Here is an 18,237-nt window from a genome sequence, read left to right as displayed (position 1 = left end):
GAGAACTAATCATGTCGATTGAAACACTCACTCCATTTCTTGCCACAACCTACGAGAACTTTCCCAAAAGTCGAGTTATCGGCTTAGTTGTTCTCAGAACTACTTTGTCTGAAACCATCTTTCGCACTGAAGGAACTGGAGAACCGATGTGTCGAGAGTTTGTTCAATCGGGAATCAACACTGATAAACGAATCCTTGAACGGCTCGTCATGACCAAGCGTAAGCAAGTTGCTCCAGAACGTCGTCGCGGGCGCGAATTTCTTAGAGCTTATAATCTGCTATATACCAGCAAGAAGGAAGAATCTATTTGTTCACTCAATACTAATGCTCCTTGTGAGATGTGTGTGGACTGTTTTCTTTACGGCTTTGCGGCAGGCGGTGGCGGCGCTCAAAAAAGTCGAATTTGGACTGAGGATGCCTTTAGTTTGTTGTCTGCAAATGACTTGTTGGGCGATCGCACTCTCAATGGTGTTTACGAAAATGGCACGATGCGTTTACGGAAAGGAGAGGAAGATGAAAAAGAAAAAGCATCAAAATCTCTGAACACAAGTGAATACATCAAACCAGGAGCGCATTTCTTGGATGTTGTCACGCTCAAGGATGTCACTGCTGATGAGTTACGGTACATTATTGGCAACATTCTGCTAACGAGTCGTTACGGGGCTGTTTCTAGTCGAGTAGGACGGATGGAAAATCAGATTCTAGGTGTGTTTGGTGGAACTGCTGAGTTGCCAAGTTCATTAGAGCTTGTCCAGGCTGTCCATGATGTGATGACGACTCGTGAAGAACTTCTAGAACATCCGATGGAAAGCAGTGGATTGATCAGCCAAGTTGAGACGGTGATTGATAGTTGGAAAAATCGACGAGGGATTTCTGTGAAACTTTCTCCTGACGAAGTACAAGCTTTAATTGCAGATGTCGATCGTCATTGGTCAGATGCAGAACGAGAGGTCTTTCTAAAGCGTCTAGATCAGTCCTATGAACCTTTCCGTCAACCGCCTGCAACCGACACTAAAAAGACGAAAGGGAAAGGCAAAAGTGCAGCAACGGTCGAGGCAGGGAGTTAAATATGGCAACAACTCAGCAACTTGATCTGCTGCCATCGAAGGAGTTACCTCAGCCGACATTCAAGCAAGTCCGATTGATTGAATTGTGGTGTGCAGAACCTGTGTTCTTTGCTTCCAGAGAAATCTCTGACTGCTACTACACAGAAGGAATGATTGGTAACTATGCGCTTGCATATGCCCTGGATTGGGTGAGATCTCCTTATCGCTTGGTTGGACAAGCAGCGAGTAGACCGACATATCTTGAGGATTTAGTGCCGATCGCCCAAAACTCCTACATCTTGCCAGCATGGGCAGCAAAGGGGGAGGTGACGTTTCGGTTTGAGCGATTCAATGCACTTTCGGATGCTTATTGGTATGCTATGACCAATAATCGGGTTGCGACCTCTCGTGAAGACCTACCCGAATATCGGCGACTGCAAAAGGAAAAGGGACAAGACAAGCCCAAGCATCGATCGTTCAGTCCCAGCAATTTTCCTCAAACAGGACGACTCCGCATGATCGATCGAGGAAATCGCTTCCAGACGTTGGTTTTTGGTGATCGTGAACTACCAGAATATTTCCGAATTGGTAAGTTTAGAAGCAAAGTACGGCTTTCAATTTTACAACAGTTCCAATTGGTAACTCTACCAGTGGGTGAGTACACTAGCCAAGCATTGCTAAACACGGCTGATTTGCCACCTGATCTAACCCTACTGGCGTTCGATTTGATTTCGATCCCACCTGTGTCACTGATTAAGAACCTGCAATTTCGAGGTGCTGCATGGCAAATAGGGGATCTCATTGTTCCAGCGAATCTGCAATTCTGTGGAGGGCGGAATGGTGCATGAGAAATTGGCGATCGTGCTAGAGCCTAAAAGCATCGCTGCCTACATTGACTTACTAGGCGAACTCGCTTTTATGGGTCAAGCTTTGCAGCATCAGGTCGATGTTTTTGAAAAAGCTCGCAATCACGACATCATTCTGGATCTTGCTCCAACTGGAACAGGCAAAACGAAGGCAGCTTTCACGGTTCTTCTTCACGAATGCAACCGAACTCAGAATGCTGTTTACATTGCTCCGACTAATGCACTGGTTGAGCAGCAAAAGCAAGCGGCCGAAGAGTTTGTGCGAAAAGCAGGCTTACCTCACTTTGTGATTGCAGCTTCGGCAAAAGAAGTGAAAACTTGGCCTAGTCAAGTAGGAACACGACCAGGAGAAAAGATTTACAACTTGCTGAGAAATCCTGCTACGGTCTTTCCAGAAGTAGGCGGAGATCGACCCGTGTTGCTGGTGACGAATCCTGATATCTTTTACTATGCAACATTCTTTGCCTATCAACGGCTGGATCGAGTCAACATTGCAAGTCAGTTTTATAGTTCGTTTGCAACAGTAATATTCGATGAGTTTCACCTGTACGATGCTAAACAACTGGTTGGACTGCTGTTCTACCTAGCTTTATCCCACGAGTTTGGCTTCTTCAAAAGTGGTCGCCGAGCTATTTTACTAACCGCAACGCCTGAACCTGCCTGTGATGCTGCACTTGCCAGTCTGAAGAATCAAGGAGTTAAAATTGCGTTTGTGGATGGAGAAACCAGCACTACCCATCTCTTACCCTCTCAAACAGAGGTCAATTTAGAACTATGTCCTCAGCCTGATTCTGATCAATTTCTGCTGGAGCTGAGAGATAAAGTGATCCAGCACTTTCAATCTAGACCGGATCAATACGGTGCAGTCATTTTAGATTCTCTAGATCAGATCAATCGCCTTTCGGATCTGCTTCAGAAAAAGGGCTTAGCTAATCAGGTTGGACGCATTACAGGGCCTTCTTCTCTAATTGATCGTCAACGAGCTATCCAATGCTCAATCATTCTGGCAACCAGTACTGTTGATGTCGGGTTTAACTTTGAGCGCAATCCTGCTTCCGATCGCCAAACTTTAGATTGGCTAATTTTTTCCGCCCGCGATCGCGCTGCATTTTGGCAACGCATTGGGCGAGTTGGACGAGTTTTAGGTAGACAACAGACAGACAGACCTTCGGAAGCGATCGCTTATCTATCTGAAAAAGCCTGGGAAGAAGGATTAGGTTCATTAGATTGCTCTGGTGGACGATTCAGCCTTCAGCAAAAACTTTCTGAACTTGCTTGTCTCGATCGACCTTTTCTCAGCGTTTATTGGCAATCTGAAGCCTTCTTGGAAATTGCTCGTCCTCTTCTAAAACTAGAAGAAATGATGCAAGGACTAGCGCAAAGTGAGTTAATACCCAAGCTTTACAACACTCTAAAAAGAGTTTTAGGCGGAAAGCGAGATTGGGCTTATTATCGAAGGCGAATGCAAGCTTTGCAAGCGGCGGAGTCAATCGCAAACGAGAAAAAACCGACAGGTGACCCACTCAAATTCGTCAAAGGGAAAGCTAGATGGGAACTCGTTACGACATTTCTGAAAGCAGAGTGTCCCGAAGAATGGGCAGATTTTGAAGAAAACCGAACAACTTTTCAACAGTATGAAACCGTTTTCAAAGAAGATTCTGAGGCAGCAGCGGCGCTGAAGCAATTTTGTAAGTCCTTTAGTGCTACCTATGCTCCTTTATTTGGATTCCGCTCTAGCCTATTTGAGAGCCTTAACATCAAAGATCCAAAGGGTTTTGTGCTGGATCTCTCAGAGGAAACATTGATTGATCCCATTCATCTACTGCGCTACTACGAGTTTGCAAGTCAAAGTGAAGAAACTGAGATCATCGATCGAGCTGACCCCCCCTATCAAATCAGTTTTCGCCTTCGCTACCACGGAGATCGTCTGAGCTTTCTAGCAACTCAGATGAATAAGTTGAAAGCATTCGAGAACTGCCGGGTTGAACGCAGAAGAGACAATGCGATCGCACCCACCCCGCTGCTAAAGAAATTAGAAAAAGAGCTAATTCCAGGCGTTGTGATGTGTCAAATTGCAAATGCACCTGCCTATTATCGCCTTCGGCAAGAGAGAATTACAGCGTATCCAATTGTTGTTAGTGGAAAAGATTTTGAGAGAGAGTACGCTTTTTTGCCGGGATTGCCAGGAATTTTAACTTTGGCAATGTGTGGCGTAAAGCTTAAACTACCAGATGATGAAGAATTTCTGATCTTCTAAGTTTGCAATACAGCGAGGAAAATTTACGATGACGATCGCAGAACTCATAGAAGCACTTTCTCAGTTTGATCCATCGACTCCCGTGGTTGTTCGCGGCTATGAAGGCGGCTACAACGACATCATTGAAGTTGAGAAATGCTCAATTCAACTAAATGTGAATCGCATCTGGTACTACGGCGCTCATGGTAGCAACGATGACCAGCTAAAGCCACTTCCTGATGTTCCGACGACTCAGGTTGCTTACCTTCATAGCTACAACCACATTGCTGATGAAGATTGGCATGGCAAGTGATCTTTACAGCGATTTGCCAAAGCCCTTCTTAATCTGCTTTTTAGCAGACGTTGGTTGCTCCCCCAAAAATTCTGCTGCAAATCCACCTCGATCTTGAATCGCCAGCCCACGGGTACGTCTGCTCTGGTAGGCTTGTAGCTCTTCTGCTAAAGGATGCGCTGGATCAACCTTTAAATGGGTAATTGAAACTGAAAAGACCTCCTTACCTTCGGGATCACCCTTGAGGGAACAAGTAATGCCACCCATGTCTCCAGCGTAGATCACTGAATCTACGGTGTACTCACGACTTGGGTCAAGGAATTTACCCTGAGCCTTCAACCTTTTTGCCATCTGCTTAGTAGGGTAAACCTGGAGCGGGAGGCTGGCTTTAAGTTTTTCAGTTAGCTCCATCGCCTGTGCGTAATCATCAATTTGCATTGCTCTTCCTATCCCATGATGAACAGCTTATGCCTCATAGTTTAGTCCTAAATCTCTTACCTCAATCTCCAATTCCCGCAAGTCATTTGAGTGGGCGACATCTCCATGCATTGTTTTTGGATTTGGTAAGGTCACAAGATCCCACTCTTAGCGAAACCCTGCACAAACAGACCGCTGATAAGTCCTTTACGCTCAGTGCTTTGCAGACTCAGAATCGCGGTCATGTACTTCAATATCAGCATGAACGGGCGATCGCGGCTGCAACCCCTTGCTGGTGGAGAATCTCACTCCTGGATGATGCATTGTTTGGTCAGTTGGCGCAGCTTTGGCTGATGTTGAGTCCAAAACAACCGTGGCATCTGGGAGCCGCCAATCTGAGTGTGACGAGCATTTTGGGAACGGCGCAAGCGAGACAGCCCTGGGCAGGCTTTAGGTCGTATACCCAACTGTATGAGCAGGCATCAGAGCGCGATCGCCAGATTAAATTTCAGTTCTGTACGCCGACGACGTTTCGGCAAACTAAGTATGACAGCGCATTGCCGACGAAAGAATTAGTGTTTCAAAGTTTGTTGCGGCGGTGGAATCAATACAGTGAGATTCCGTTTTCTGACGTGATCGTTGAAGCGATCTTTCCGAGTTACTTTGATATTCGGACTGAGATCGTGATGGATAGTCGCAGTAAGTTGATTGGCTGTGTCGGGGAAGTGACGTTTCAAATCTTGGGCGATGTGGATGCTCAAACAATTCGGCAGATTAACACGTTAGCAGATTTTGCACTGTATGCCGGAGTGGGCCGGAAAACACCGATGGGAATGGGAATGGTACGAAGAAGATAATCATGAATTCTGAAAACTATCTGCCTCTCTCGTATTTGAATGCTTGGGAGTACTGTTCGCGGCGGTTTTATTTGGAATATGTGCTGGGAGAAATGGCGGAAAATGAGCATATCGTGTTGGGGACTCATTTGCATCGCAACATTAATGAAGCCGGGGTGACTCAAGAAGGCGAGACGGTAATCCATCAGCAGCAGTGGGTTTGGTCAGAACGCCTACGGGTGAGCGGAATCATTGATGCAGTGGAGGAGCGATCGGGGAACCTAGTTCCGCTGGAGTACAAGAAGGGGAAAATGGGGCGGCATTTGAGCGATCATTTTCAGCTTTGTGCGGCGGCGTTGTGTTTGGAGGAGCGTACCGGGAAAGCGATTGCTTTTGGTGAAATTTTCTACTACGCAAATCGACGACGACAGAGGGTGGAGTTTTCGACTGAACTGCGACAGATGACGGAGGAAGCGATTTGGGCGGCACAGATGGCTGAATCTCGTCCGATGCCTGCGCCGATCGACCACAAAACAAAATGTCAGGCGTGTAGTTTGCAGAGTATTTGTCTACCGATCGAGATAAAGCAATTAAGGAGCTAAGATGCCTGTTCTCTATGTGACTCAGCCAGATGCCATTCTAAATAAATCCTATGAAGCGTTTACGGTTAAGCTCAAACAACCGGATGGGTCTTGGAAAAAACAAACGATTCCCGCGCAGACGGTTGATCAAGTGGTGCTGATGGGCAATCCGCAAGTGACAGGCGATGCCTTGATGTATGCGTTGGAGTTGGGGATGTCGGTGCATTATCTGTCCAGTTTTGGGAAGCATTTGGGGTCTGCTTTGCCGTCTGAGTCGCGTAATGGTCAGTTGCGGTTGGCGCAGTATCGGAGGTATGAGGATCAGGGGCAGAAGTTGGCGTTGGTGAAAGCGATCGTGACTGCCAAGATTCACAATCAATCGACGGTGTTGTATCGTCACGGGGTCAAGGAGCATCCTTTGAAGCAGCGAAAGGCGAGTGTTGAGGGGCAGTCGTCGATCGACCAGGTGCGCGGGATGGAAGGATTAGCAGCGCGGGAGTATTTTGCCTGCTGGTCGCAGATGTTGAAGGAACCTTGGACGTTTTCGGGACGCACGCGCCGCCCGCCGACTGATCCGGTAAATGCGCTGTTGGGGTTTGCTTATGGGTTGTTAAAGTCGCAGGTGACGGCGGCGGTTCATTTGGCAGGACTTGATCCTTATGTTGGCTATTTACATGAGGTGACGCGGGGACAGCCAGCTTTGGTGTTGGATCTGATGGAGGAGATGCGATCGCTGATTGCAGATAATGTGGTGCTGTCGGTGTTAAACAATCGGGAGCTTCAACCCAAGGATTTTACGGAGAGTTTGGGGGCGTATTTGCTTTCGGATGGGGGGCGGAAGACGTTTTTGGTGGCGTTTGAGCGAAAGTTGAGTGATGAGTTTACGCATCCGGTGTTTGGGTATCGCTGTACGTATCGGCGATCGATTGAGTTGCAGGCAAGGCTTTTGGCGCGGCATTTGCAGGAGGGGGTGGACTATAAGCCGTTGATCCTTCGTTAATCATGATGTCTACTTTGTTTTACTTGATTATTTATGATCTGCCGGATAGCAAGGCTGCCAACAAACGACGGACTCGGCTGCACAAGTTGCTGTGTGGCTATGGCAAATGGACGCAATACAGTGTGTTTGAGTGTTTTTTGAGTGCGGTTCAGTTTGCAAAGCTTCAGGTGCAAGTGGAGAAGTTGATCAAGCCGGATGAGGATTCGGTGCGAATTTATGTGTTGGATGCGGGGGCGGTGAGGCGGACGATTTCTTATGGGTCAGAAAAGCCTCGACAGGAAACGAGTATTATCTTATGATGAGCGTGATTCGATTTTTGGCAAACCAAAGCGAGGGCGAAAACCCTGGGGGGTTTGCCAAAACCCAGAACCTTGACAATCCAATAGTTTCAAGAATCGCGTATATGCTCTGGTAAAACTATTTTGGCTGAAATCAATGTTTCAGTTGAGGTTTGCCAAAATCGGTTGTAGAACCCTCTGCCAGAGGATGTTTCAGAGCGCGGACTTTCACAAACCTAAATCCCGGCAACGGGACTGAAACAGGGAGTTGGCTGAGAAGTCGAGTGAAAAAGACATGCTTTCACAAACCTAAATCCCGGCAACGGGACTGAAACTTTAAGTTGCCTTTCATTGAATCCAATTACGATCGCTTTCACAAACCTAAATCCCGGCAACGGGACTGAAACGCTATAATCGCTTGGATTGCCGAATTATTACCAGGGCTTTCACAAACCTAAATCCCGGCAACGGGACTGAAACCCCATCCCGCCAGAGCCGCTTCATTCATCCCATAAGCTTTCACAAACCTAAATCCCGGCAACGGGACTGAAACTGGGACTGTAGGATTGTCATCTTGCTGGACTTAGCGCTTTCACAAACCTAAATCCCGGCAACGGGACTGAAACCTGAGTACGTCTCAAACTTTGTAGAGCCGTCTGTGCTTTCACAAACCTAGATCCCGGCAACGGGACTGAAACACGGATTATTACCAGGGGCAGTAAACCAGATTATCCTTTCACAAACCTAAATCCCGGCAACGGGACTGAAACCTCTGAGGTAAGCAACAAATTCTCCTGCAATCTATGCCTGTGGCTTGACCACACTGCTCGATTCAGCACCCGATGACAATTCTGGAAAGACATTGCTCTAACCTCATCACTCGCCAAATCGCGCTCACCGTCCGTTTCCCTAGTGCTAATGGCTCCCACAACTAATATGATTTGCCACACCCACTTGGAAAACACGACGGCAAACGGAAGCATCAAATTTAATCAGTCTTTTGGTAGCCTCTCTGATCAGAACCCATTCATTATTCTTGTTCTGATTGTGCTACCTTTTCTACGCATCGAATCTCATCAAATGGATAAAGTTGAGAGAAACAGCACAAAATAATTTAACCTACACAACTCCATTCTGCTTAAACCACGCTTGCAATCGCTTCCAGCCGTCTTTAGCATCCGTCTCTCGATAAGAAGGACGATAATCTGCAAAAAAGGCGTGTGGGGCATCAGGGTAGACAATGATTTCAGACTTACTGCGGCTGGATTTGAGTCGATCGCGCATCTGTTCCACCGTGTTAACGGGAATCCCGGTATCCTTGCCGCCGTAGAGTCCGAGAATGGGAACCGTCAGGGTTGATGCGATGTCGATCGGGTGCTTAGGATTTAACGGAGTCGCATCCCCAACCAATCGCCCGTACCAAGCAGCACCCGCCTTCACTGTAGGATTGTGAGCCGCATAGAGCCAAGTAACTCGCCCTCCCCAGCAAAAGCCTGTGATCGCTAGTTTGTCGGCGTTACCCTTGGCAGATTTAGTAGCCCAATTGACCGTCGCATCCAGATCAGATAGAACTTGAGCATCGGGTACTTTAGCCACGATCGGACGAATCTGATCAATGCTACTCAACTTAGAAACATCGCCCTGGCGCACAAACAATTCGGGAGCAATCGCCAAATAGCCCAACTTCGCAAACCGTCGAGTGATGTCTTGAATATGTTCATGTACGCCGAAGATCTCCTGGATGACAAGCACGATCGGGAAGTTGCTCCCTGTAGCAGGTGCGGCTCTGTAAGCAGGAATCGAGCCATCTTTAACCGGAATCTTGACTGCGCCTGCAACTAACCCCTTCGCATCTGTAGTGATTGTTTTAGCGGAAACGGGCTGCACTGCCAGCGCAAACCCTGTCGCGATCGTAGCGGTTGTAATGAATTGACGACGTGTGATTTCTTTCATGTTTCTGGGGTGTGAGTCTCTGTAATCATAGTCACTAAGAAGAATAATTTCTAGACTTGGCACTACAGTTAGACGATCTAATCAATCGACTTCCTGCATGAATATCTGCCAGGTAATATTAGGATGTGTTTTAACACTCTCTCGCTATTGTTGCAGACCCACATTGAACTGAAAGTTCACGCTAACAGAATTAATACCAAATTGATCTTTGAGTGCTACAGATCTTAGAGAGCAACCTAAATCCCCACTTGTAGGGGACTTTAAGACAAAGAAGTATTGGATTCTCAAAGTCTCCCAGAATGGGGGATTTAGGGGGCGAAGGATCTGTAGCATTAACTAATTGATTGGGTATAAGTCCACTAAAGGGAGTACTCCTTAGTTTCAGTCCCTTCAGTGGACTTTGTTCTGTTAGCCCGGATTTTAATCACGGGGAGAATGCAACGGCAGCCAAAGGCTTTAAAACACACCCTAGCTTCGTAGGAGCCTTCGGCAACGCTGCTGATTAAACTCTCAACAAGCTGCTATAAAAACGTTGCAATCTCCTTGAGATAGACACGACTTAGTGGCTCTTGGGCACCGAGTTGATATTGTTCGACAAGACCCTCACGGCGGATTGAAACATTCTCTCCTTCGGTTGTGACCACGATCGAGTCCTCAAAGACATCCCGCGCCAGCATTTGCTCAGTAGAAGTAGGCTGGTCTAATACTACAAGGTTACTTCCGTAGTAGCCCATTCCTTCTTTGTCTAGTACCGCCTCATCATACTCAGCAATCAGTAAATCTAGCTTGGGATTGCGTAATAGATTTTGAACATTGGTATTGTAATCGGGATGTAGATTCTTTTTAGACCGATTGACAAACACAGCAGACCGACAAACGGCCCCAATCGTCCAGTCAGGGTGGTGTAGCAGAATGTGATCAATAATCTCTTCAAGCTGTGGGACAGAAATTCGGTTGAAAGTAATGGTCGGAATCCGGGCATCAGTGCTGGATGAGAAAAAGGTTTTGAGAATGTGATGGGTGACATCAACCCGATCGCCGATCGACGGCTTGAGATGCATAAAAATGCCAGGAGCCGCATTGATCTCAATAATGCCAAAATTTCCTGCTTTCCAGGACTGGCTCAGATCACGGGCAATCACATCAATCCCAAGACAAGTCAACCGAAAATGCTGGGCGATATCCTGCGCCAACACAATATTGTCAGGATGAATAATACGAGTTGCATCAATACTCAGACCACCAGAAGATAAATTTGCAACCTTACGCAGATAAACGGTGCGATTAGATTCGACAACGCTATCTAACGTTAAATTTTGCTCCTCTAGATAACGCTCCATTGCATCGTCACACTTGATTTTTCCGAGTGGAGAAGTGGGCGTATCCGATCGCTCGACCGTCCGATTAGACCGATCGATCAATTCCTGAATCGTAGAACTTCCGTCTCCGACCACAGAAGCCGGACGGCGCTCAGTCGCTGCTACAAATCGACCATTCACGCAGAGCAACCGAAAGTCTGCCCCCGAAATACTCGTTTCTACAATCACCCGAATCGACTGTTCTGGAGGAATGGCTTGAACGGCGCGATCGAATGCCAACTCTAAATCATCTGCATCTTTAACATCCGCTGTCACCCCAATTCCTTTATGTCCAACCACAGGTTTGATTGCTACCGGATAGCCAATTCGTTTTGCTGCTGCGAGAGCCGCTTCCACATTGCCCACAATCTTGCCTGTCGGCACCGGAAATCCCAATATAGTCAGAAACGCCTTACAGTCATCTTTGCGAGTGGTGAAGTCAGAATCCAGGTGGCTGTCAGTATCAAACGTTGTCGCCACTCCTCGCACTTGTTTTCGACCATAGCCATACTGCATTAGCCCTTCATCCCACAAATAGAAAGCAGGAATGTCTAACTCGTGAGCCGTTTTGAGCAATGCATAGACCGTCGGGCCACCATAGACCGACTGCCGAAATAGCACTTGCAGCACTTCGATTTGATCATCGAGATAAAACGGCTGCTTTTGGGTCAGTGCCTCAAACCAATCCCATACACAATAAACGATCGAGCGACTAGTCCGAGCATGAAGCGCCTGAACCGCAATGCGAACAGAAGAATTTGATATAGGGGTGAGACTCCAGCGATCGGAGTGCAAATCCATTTCTAGTTTGCTGACTTCTGCCAGGGTACGAGCAAATAAATGGGCGACTGTAGGATAAGAGTCTTCGCGCAGATGGGGATAGCGATCGCTTACGCCAGCGATGTATTCCTCTAGAGGGAGCAGTTCTGCATTCCCTGTTAGCGCAAAGTCAAAAACCGTTGCCGCTGTTTCTAAATAAGGATTTGGCCCAACATAATATTGAATGCTAAAAATGTCGAAGGCATCGGTTCTCCTAGCATTCACGCGAACGACATCAGTGCCCTGATCAAGAACCATAGCTAAACCGTAATTTTGTGCGATCAGACAATAACATTAGCTTGAGTCGTCCGCGTCTATCTAAGGAGTTGAGCCGCTATCCTGAGTGTTACTGATTCCTAACTTAATTCGATAGACTTCTCCTGCTGCGTTGCTCAGAGCTTCTGCCCTTTGGGTTTAAAGAACTTTCACCACGAGTTTGTCTCGATCGTTCTCTGTAAGTTGTGTGTGCTGCGGTTTTTGCTGCAATTCCATTAGAAAGCAACTGTAAATAAACTCCTCCCAATGGGCTAGAACTATAGGTAGGTGTATTTTTAAGTAAAATCTAATACAGTTAGTCTATAAGCGTACATAAGGAGACAGCAATGACTGTTACAAAAAACGCTGGTCTTAGAGATGAAGTTCACCAACTTGCCGAAGATGCTTTTCACCAACACTTGATCTCTGGGTATGGCGACGGAGAGTTTGAAGGCGAGTATCAGATTGTCTACAAAGGCAAGCCCAGACATGTGCCACTAGAGCAAGCGCGATCGTTTCTAACAGATCTCTTAAGTGGCAACAAAGTAGCAGAGTAACCGAGCTAACAATAAGCGGCTAGCCGTTACCCTCCAAACAAGTGAAGCATGGGTAGCAGAGACTTTAGATCCTGGACAAAAGACATTAGACAGACAATCAAGAATCTACTTAGTTTGAAGTCCGAAGTCTATGGTCTAAAGTCTCTTACCCGATCGCAATCACGCATCAATCACATCAGCATTCTAGGACAGGTTTTGCGGCTGTTGAACACTTCTGTCAGAAGACGATTCAACGGGAGCATCCCAATTGTGTAGCACAGTCTTTCTGCCCTCACCCTAACCCTCTCCCCAAGGCTACCGTGTACACACAAGTTGATTGATCCGTCATTGCCGAGACCCTTCGCCCCCTAAATCCCCCAAAATTGGGGGACTTCGAGATGTTGTAATGGCTTTGAACTTTGGAAATCTTTTCTTTGTCAAAGTCCCCCAGAATGGGGGATTTAGGGGGCTGAAGCCGATTGAAACGAAGCGATTCCGGACTTGTGTGTACACGGTAGCTCCCCAAGGAGAGGGAACAGAGATCTGACTCCCTTCGCCCCACTTCGTGAGGAGGGCAATCCGAGATTTTGCACAATTGGGATGCCCCTATTCAACCCTCTATTTGACCTTCAATCTTTTGTATCAGCAGACGCTTACCAGGGATTGCCGACCATTGTAAAGCCTGACCAATAGTAGGGATGAGAAAGTGGCTCATCGACAGTATCGACGCTGGCAGCAGGTAACGGAATGCCTCCGATCGTCCCTAATCCTTGAATCTGTCCGTCTTTGAGATAGACTTCTCCTTTGATCATAGCCAACTGTGCCCGTCGTAGGGCTTCTGATTTAGTGGGAGCCGTTTTCAGGTTCTCATAAAACTTGATAATTAGAGCAGCCGTTCCAGCATCGTTGACGGCCCAAAGGCTTGCAACCGTTGTTTTCACCCCCGAAAGGACGGCTAATCCTGCGAATCCTAGTTCGGCTTCCTCGTTACCCAGGGCGGTTTTGCAGGCGCTCAATACCATCATCTCAACTTGCGGATCGTTTAACCCCAACTGCCGCACCTGATCAAGTCTCAGTTTGTCGTCCCAAAGTTGAATATAAGAGTCTCCGACGGGCCCCGGATTGAATGAAGCGTGAGTGGCCATGTGGAGAATGCCGTAGCGCTGTTGACCTCGGAGGGTTTTCAGAGTTTGCAGCGTGGTTTGGGTGTCGAGAACTAGCTGACCACGCCAAATTTTAGCGACCAGTGTAGACAACTCTACCGGGACGGCGGGTAATGGCTCCTGACCTTGAGTACTTTGAGACACACCCATCGCCAACAGTTGAGAATCCTTGATATCGGTGATCACTGTATTGGTCAAACTCAGACTGGGCATCAATCCGACACTATACCGCTCGACGAGATACCCTTTGCCATCATGGAGCGCAGCGATCGGCGTTGAGCGCAATCCAGTATCCGGCAAAAACACGAGATTGTTGATGTTGCGAGTTTGAAGTTCGGACTCGATCGGAGCAATGATCCAGCCGTAAAGCTGTTGTGATAACTGTAAGTAGGTGTCGGTTCCCAAGTTTCTCTGATTAATCAATTCGTTGCGAAAATCGTCTGCTGCGCGCAGGACTTTGGCTCTAGTCGCGGCGGGAATGCGTTTGCGAATGGGTTGCCCTTTGGCAGTGACGACGAGTAGTTCTAGTTGATCGCTTTCCTGGGCGGCTGTAGTGCGGGCCGTTCTAGCAGTGCCACTCAAGTCAGCCGGGACGAAACTAGCATAGATAAATGCGGGTCGGGCCCCGGTGGCTTTTTCAACCTTTTGAGCCAGGGTTTGACCATCATCTTCGGTCTTGCGAGCGGGGCTAAAGATTCCCAAATAGTCGGCAAAAGAAGACGTAAATCGGTCTTCGGGGGTGATGTTGGGATTGAGTAGCGGCTGATTGGCAGGAGTAATTTGATCGGGCGTGGGGAGCTTACCGCCAGGGGGATTGTTCACGCAGTCAACTGTGCAGTTTGTCACTGTCGGGCCGGGAATGTTGAGTGCGATCGCTTGGGGAGTTGAGTCAGACACCTGATCGCTGGCCCTCACCCGAAAGGCATTCAGCAAGCCCAGTGTGTTAGTCGGTGGCGTGTAGTTGAGTGTTTCACCGACGACGATCGTATCGCCTACATTGAGAATCGTATTACCTCGACGCAGCGTTCCTGAAGCGATCGCATCAATGATTACGGTTGTATTATCTAAGTTAGTATCTCCTGTATTCGCAGTGAAGGTAAAAGAGAATGCTTGGTTGGGGAGAGCATTGTTAGATAAAAGCGGATTAGTGGTGACGGTGGGCGGCGTGTTTACCGAGATGATGGTAGTACCGGGAGGCGTTCCGGCAGCAGTGCCACCATTGGGAAGAACGGGAAAAGTCCCTGCGGCGATCGTCGTGCCTCCGCCTGTATTAATCGGTCCGGCTGTTCCGTTTAGGGCAGAATTCCCGATCGTAAAGGGATCATTGTTCGCTCCGCCATCCTGCTGAATGGTTACGCCACCTCCTTGCAAGCTAACATCTGGAACTGCGCCGCCCCCAGCCAAAATCCCCTGTGTATTGATGGTGTCACCTGTTGCGGTTGTTCCGATGCCTTGAATGCGGCCGTTGGTCGCAATCTGAACAGCCCCGCCCGTGAGAATGGCTGCTCCAAAATCGCTGGTTGCTTGAGTGTTAATGCTACTAAACAGAATATTGTTGCCGGGAGTTGGATTGGTTGAGTTGAGGGTGACTGTTCCTGCGATCGCGCCTGCTACTCCATCGACATTGGTGGCGATCGCAGAAGCGTTAATATCCCCGTTCACCGTAACGTTGTTTCTAGCGGTTAAATTGATGGTTCCTGCGGTTGCTGTAAAGTCTCCACTTGGGTTGATTTTTGTCGCAGATGCGTTCATAGAGTTTGCCGTAATGCTTCCTGCCAGGGCTGTGATCTGGACATTTCCGGCAACTGGCGCAAGTCCGGCACTTTCGAGAGTACTAGAGTCGATGTTTCTGAGATTGATGGTTCCAGCATTGCTAGTAATGTTGATATTGCCACCCGAATAGCCATTTCCCGTAGTAATAATATCATTGGCGGTAATGTTGCCGTTTGCAGTCAGCGTGACAATGCCACTGTTAGTACTGCCTAAAAAACGAGTATCTAGATTGCCCAAATTTAGACTGTTTCCAGCGATCGTAATGTTGCCGCCTCTCGCCTGAATAGTGTCGGTTGGATTAGCAAAAATAACAGAGCCATTGGTAGAAGTCAAACTAAAGTTAGCGGCATTCAAACTAGCTAGACCAGGTGTTGTAATTCCGGGCGTATTGCCTGTGATCGGATTAATCGTAATATCACCCGTCGCCTGTAAGCTAACATTCGCTCCAAATCCTAATGCGCCGATCGCTCCCCACGAGACTGTATTCGCTCCATTGTCCGGCAGTCCAAAAGGAATGTTTCCCGCTGTTGCATCAAAGGTTCCGCCTGCGGGGGCATCAATGATGGTCAGCGTCGTTGGATCAAGTAGCAAATTACCCAAACGACCATTGGGCGCTGACACATCGACCTGACCTTTGAACGTGAGCGCCTCTTTGCCCGACACTTCGACAAAGCCTCCATTACCCGAATTCTTACCACCCTGAGCCGCGATCGACCCAAAAAATTGAGTGTTCTGATCTGACCAGATAATGACGCGCCCGCCATCGCCATCTAGTAGGCTACTAGCCGAAATTTGAGTGTCAGGACTCACAAACGTTTGGGCAGCATTGGGAACGGTTCCTTTGCCCTGGTAGTCACCACCAATCCGGATGGTTCCTCCTTGTTGGGGTGTAGAGGCATTGAGATTCGCTCCAATTAGTCCAACTTGGTTGCCAAATACATTGATTTCGGGAGCTACTACTTCTCCGCTAATTAAAGTTGTTCCTGGTGTGGTCGGGAGTGGAGTTGTCGAGCTAGTCAGTTGAATCGTGCCATTCGGATTAACCGTAATGCCAGTTGCACTGCTAAGATTGCCGCCTGTGAGTAGTTGGGGCAGCGTCGCGATCGGGAGCCTCCAGTTTGAGGAAGTAGAATCGGGCGTTACTTCTAAGCTCAGAGGACTCCCAACTTGACCGAGACGAACTACACTTTGCCCAGGCACCGATGTTAGTGTGATCTGTCCTTGTGGGGCTGTGAGTTGTCCCGTATTCATGACTGTCCCGCCTAGTAGCATCAGACTGCCAGTGTTCACCCTGAGATTTCCAGCGTTGACGATCGCTCCTGGTTGAGTGGTTGTGAAAGCAAAGGCGTTGGGCGTTCCAACTAGCGTGGTGTAGTTGTTAGCTCCCGCTGCATTGAACCATTGATTGTTAAATCCAATCCCCGTTGCAGTGGTTGCAGTAAAGGAACCTGGCACATCTAACCGAGCATTCGTCCCAAAAACAATGCCAGCCGGATTCATCAAAAACAGATTGGTACTACCGCCACTAACCCGCACCAGCCCCTCAATGACCGATGCATTTCCGCCCGAAACCCGCCCCAGAATGTTTTGTAGCGCCGAACTTGATTCAAAGTTAACAATCTGCTCTGGTCTTACTCCAAACTCACTAAAACTATGGAACAGATTTGCTCCACTGCGTGTTCCACCCGTGACGTTAACTTGGGTAGCATTGCGAGTCACGATCGTACCCGTTCCATCGATCGCAGGTGTGACTTGAGCTAAAAGCGGTGTTTCGGCGACCATTAGCGGAATGGTTGCCAACAGAGAACATACAGCAGCCTGACGAATCTGTTTTGAAGGGTTTACAGTCCGTCGTCGTAGCTGAAACTCACGATTAGACCATTGCACTTCGATTGTACGATCGTTTAATCCTCGACGCTCAAGCGCTTGCTCAATCGCTCGCTGTGACCAAACAATCTGCTCCACGTTTTGAGTGGTTGAAATACTCTCAGCATGACGACGATAAAAGTAAAGCGGTTGGCTGAGGTGATGGATTTTGGTAACTTCGGACAATTTCAAACATAGATCATAGTCATAAGCCGTTCCCGAAAAGCTGGGATCGATGCCGCCGGATTGTTCGTAGGTCGATCGCCGCATCAGCCGAAAGTGAAACGTCATAAAATCGACGAGCAGCCGTTCTGAAGAGTAGGGAATGTGACAGCGATGACCATATCCTGTAATCTTGCTGGCTGCGTCCATTTCAACATAGTCGGTGTAGACCAGCCCGATCGCCGCCTCCCGCTCCAAAATGCTAACTGTTTGTGCGAGTGCAGTCGATGCTAGAAGATCGTCACTGTCTACAAAGCCAATGTAGGTGCCGTGAGTTTGAGCGATCGCGCCGTGAGCCGCTTTCGTCACGCCTTGATGTTCTGCTGTCACCACTCGAATTCGATGGTCTTGCTGCGCGTATTGTTGAGCGATCGCTGTTGATTGATCCGTCGAGCCATCATCCCAAATCAATAGCTCAAAGTTTGAATAGGTTTGTTTGAGAACACTCTCGATCGCGGCTGCCAAGTACTTTTCCCGGTTGTAGTTGGGCATCACAATAGAAACTAGCGTAGTCATGGAAACCTCTAAATTAAGGGATGAAGGATGAAGGGTATTAAGGGAGGAGGGAGGAGGGATAAAAGGTGATGTGGAATTTTGGGTTCAGAGTGTTGGATTTTGGGTTTGAGGAATGACTGTTGAATAAGTGGTTTGACGGTAGTTCGATCTCTTCGAGTTACCCGCAAGGGGTCGAGATTTTTCGCTTCGTTGTCTAGCGCTTCTGCCCCCCAACCCCCCATTCT

The 18,237-nt window shown here is 48.0% G+C and carries 13 protein-coding genes and 1 CRISPR repeat array; of the genes, 9 read left to right on the top strand and 4 right to left on the bottom strand.

The window, feature by feature from the left end:
• The first annotated feature begins 11 nt into the window (after nt 1-11).
• From cas7d to ACJ2PR_RS09820, 4 genes are read left to right on the top strand one after another with little or no spacing between them, the layout of a single operon-like run.
• The gene (cas7d, locus tag ACJ2PR_RS09835; protein WP_446876878.1) at nt 12-1,067 is read left to right on the top strand and encodes a type I-D CRISPR-associated protein Cas7/Csc2; all 1,056 of its coding nucleotides are present in this window, start codon (nt 12-14) and stop codon (nt 1,065-1,067) included.
• A 2-nt stretch (nt 1,068-1,069) separates the two neighbouring features.
• On the top strand, nt 1,070-1,894 hold the full coding sequence (cas5d, locus tag ACJ2PR_RS09830) for a type I-D CRISPR-associated protein Cas5/Csc1 (protein ID WP_446876877.1): 825 nt from the start codon (nt 1,070-1,072) through the stop codon (nt 1,892-1,894).
• Nucleotides 1,884-4,169 (top strand): type I-D CRISPR-associated helicase Cas3', encoded by a 2,286-nt coding sequence (gene cas3 / locus ACJ2PR_RS09825; RefSeq protein WP_446876875.1) that lies wholly within the window; start codon nt 1,884-1,886, stop codon nt 4,167-4,169. The genes cas5d and cas3 overlap by 11 nt, the downstream gene beginning before the upstream one ends.
• Before the next feature lie 28 nt (nt 4,170-4,197).
• The gene (locus tag ACJ2PR_RS09820; protein WP_446876874.1) at nt 4,198-4,461 is read left to right on the top strand and encodes a hypothetical protein; all 264 of its coding nucleotides are present in this window, start codon (nt 4,198-4,200) and stop codon (nt 4,459-4,461) included.
• A gap of 3 nt (nt 4,462-4,464) precedes the next feature.
• Here ACJ2PR_RS09820 and ACJ2PR_RS09815 read toward each other — a convergent pair whose 3' ends face one another.
• Nucleotides 4,465-4,878 carry a hypothetical protein gene (locus ACJ2PR_RS09815; protein ID WP_446876873.1) on the bottom strand — a complete coding sequence of 138 codons (414 nt, stop codon included), beginning with the start codon at nt 4,876-4,878 and terminating at the stop codon, nt 4,465-4,467.
• 29 nt (nt 4,879-4,907) lie between these two features.
• Between ACJ2PR_RS09815 and cas6 the strand changes: the two genes are divergently transcribed.
• Genes cas6 through cas2 form a run of 4 tightly spaced genes read left to right on the top strand, consistent with a single transcriptional unit; the run spans nt 4,908 to nt 7,573 of the window.
• Entirely contained in the window at nt 4,908-5,714 is an 807-nt protein-coding gene (gene cas6 / locus ACJ2PR_RS09810) for a CRISPR-associated endoribonuclease Cas6 (protein WP_446876872.1), read from the top strand.
• A gap of 2 nt (nt 5,715-5,716) precedes the next feature.
• Entirely contained in the window at nt 5,717-6,295 is a 579-nt protein-coding gene (cas4, locus tag ACJ2PR_RS09805) for a CRISPR-associated protein Cas4 (RefSeq protein WP_446876871.1), read from the top strand.
• Between the two features lies 1 nt (nt 6,296).
• Nucleotides 6,297-7,274: a type I-D CRISPR-associated endonuclease Cas1d gene (cas1d, locus tag ACJ2PR_RS09800; protein ID WP_446876870.1), complete on the top strand. Its 978-nt coding sequence runs from the start codon at nt 6,297-6,299 to the stop codon at nt 7,272-7,274.
• 2 nt (nt 7,275-7,276) lie between these two features.
• On the top strand, nt 7,277-7,573 hold the full coding sequence (cas2, locus tag ACJ2PR_RS09795; protein ID WP_446876869.1) for a CRISPR-associated endonuclease Cas2: 297 nt from the start codon (nt 7,277-7,279) through the stop codon (nt 7,571-7,573).
• 203 nt (nt 7,574-7,776) lie between these two features.
• Nucleotides 7,777-8,322: a CRISPR direct-repeat array (repeat unit 38 nt; unit sequence GCTTTCACAAACCTAAATCCCGGCAACGGGACTGAAAC).
• A gap of 349 nt (nt 8,323-8,671) precedes the next feature.
• Here the strand turns inward: cas2 and ACJ2PR_RS09790 are convergent.
• Together ACJ2PR_RS09790 and ACJ2PR_RS09785 are read right to left on the bottom strand one after the other, a co-directional pair.
• Complete coding sequence (locus ACJ2PR_RS09790) at nt 8,672-9,505, bottom strand: dienelactone hydrolase family protein (protein ID WP_446876868.1); 834 nt, start codon at nt 9,503-9,505, stop codon at nt 8,672-8,674.
• 521 nt (nt 9,506-10,026) lie between these two features.
• Entirely contained in the window at nt 10,027-11,940 is a 1,914-nt protein-coding gene (locus tag ACJ2PR_RS09785) for an ATP-binding protein (RefSeq protein ID WP_446876867.1), read from the bottom strand.
• 344 nt (nt 11,941-12,284) lie between these two features.
• Here ACJ2PR_RS09785 and ACJ2PR_RS09780 point away from each other — a divergent pair, with 344 nt between their 5' ends.
• Nucleotides 12,285-12,494: a hypothetical protein gene (locus ACJ2PR_RS09780; protein ID WP_446876866.1), complete on the top strand. Its 210-nt coding sequence runs from the start codon at nt 12,285-12,287 to the stop codon at nt 12,492-12,494.
• 632 nt (nt 12,495-13,126) lie between these two features.
• On the opposite strand, the gene ACJ2PR_RS09775 is transcribed toward ACJ2PR_RS09780, so the two are convergent.
• The gene (locus ACJ2PR_RS09775; protein WP_446876865.1) at nt 13,127-18,013 is read right to left on the bottom strand and encodes a CHAT domain-containing protein; all 4,887 of its coding nucleotides are present in this window, start codon (nt 18,011-18,013) and stop codon (nt 13,127-13,129) included.
• Nucleotides 18,014-18,237 lie beyond the last annotated feature (224 nt).

The organism is Phormidesmis sp. 146-33 (assembly GCF_052939515.1).
This window is presented reverse-complemented; position numbering and strand designations above follow the sequence as displayed.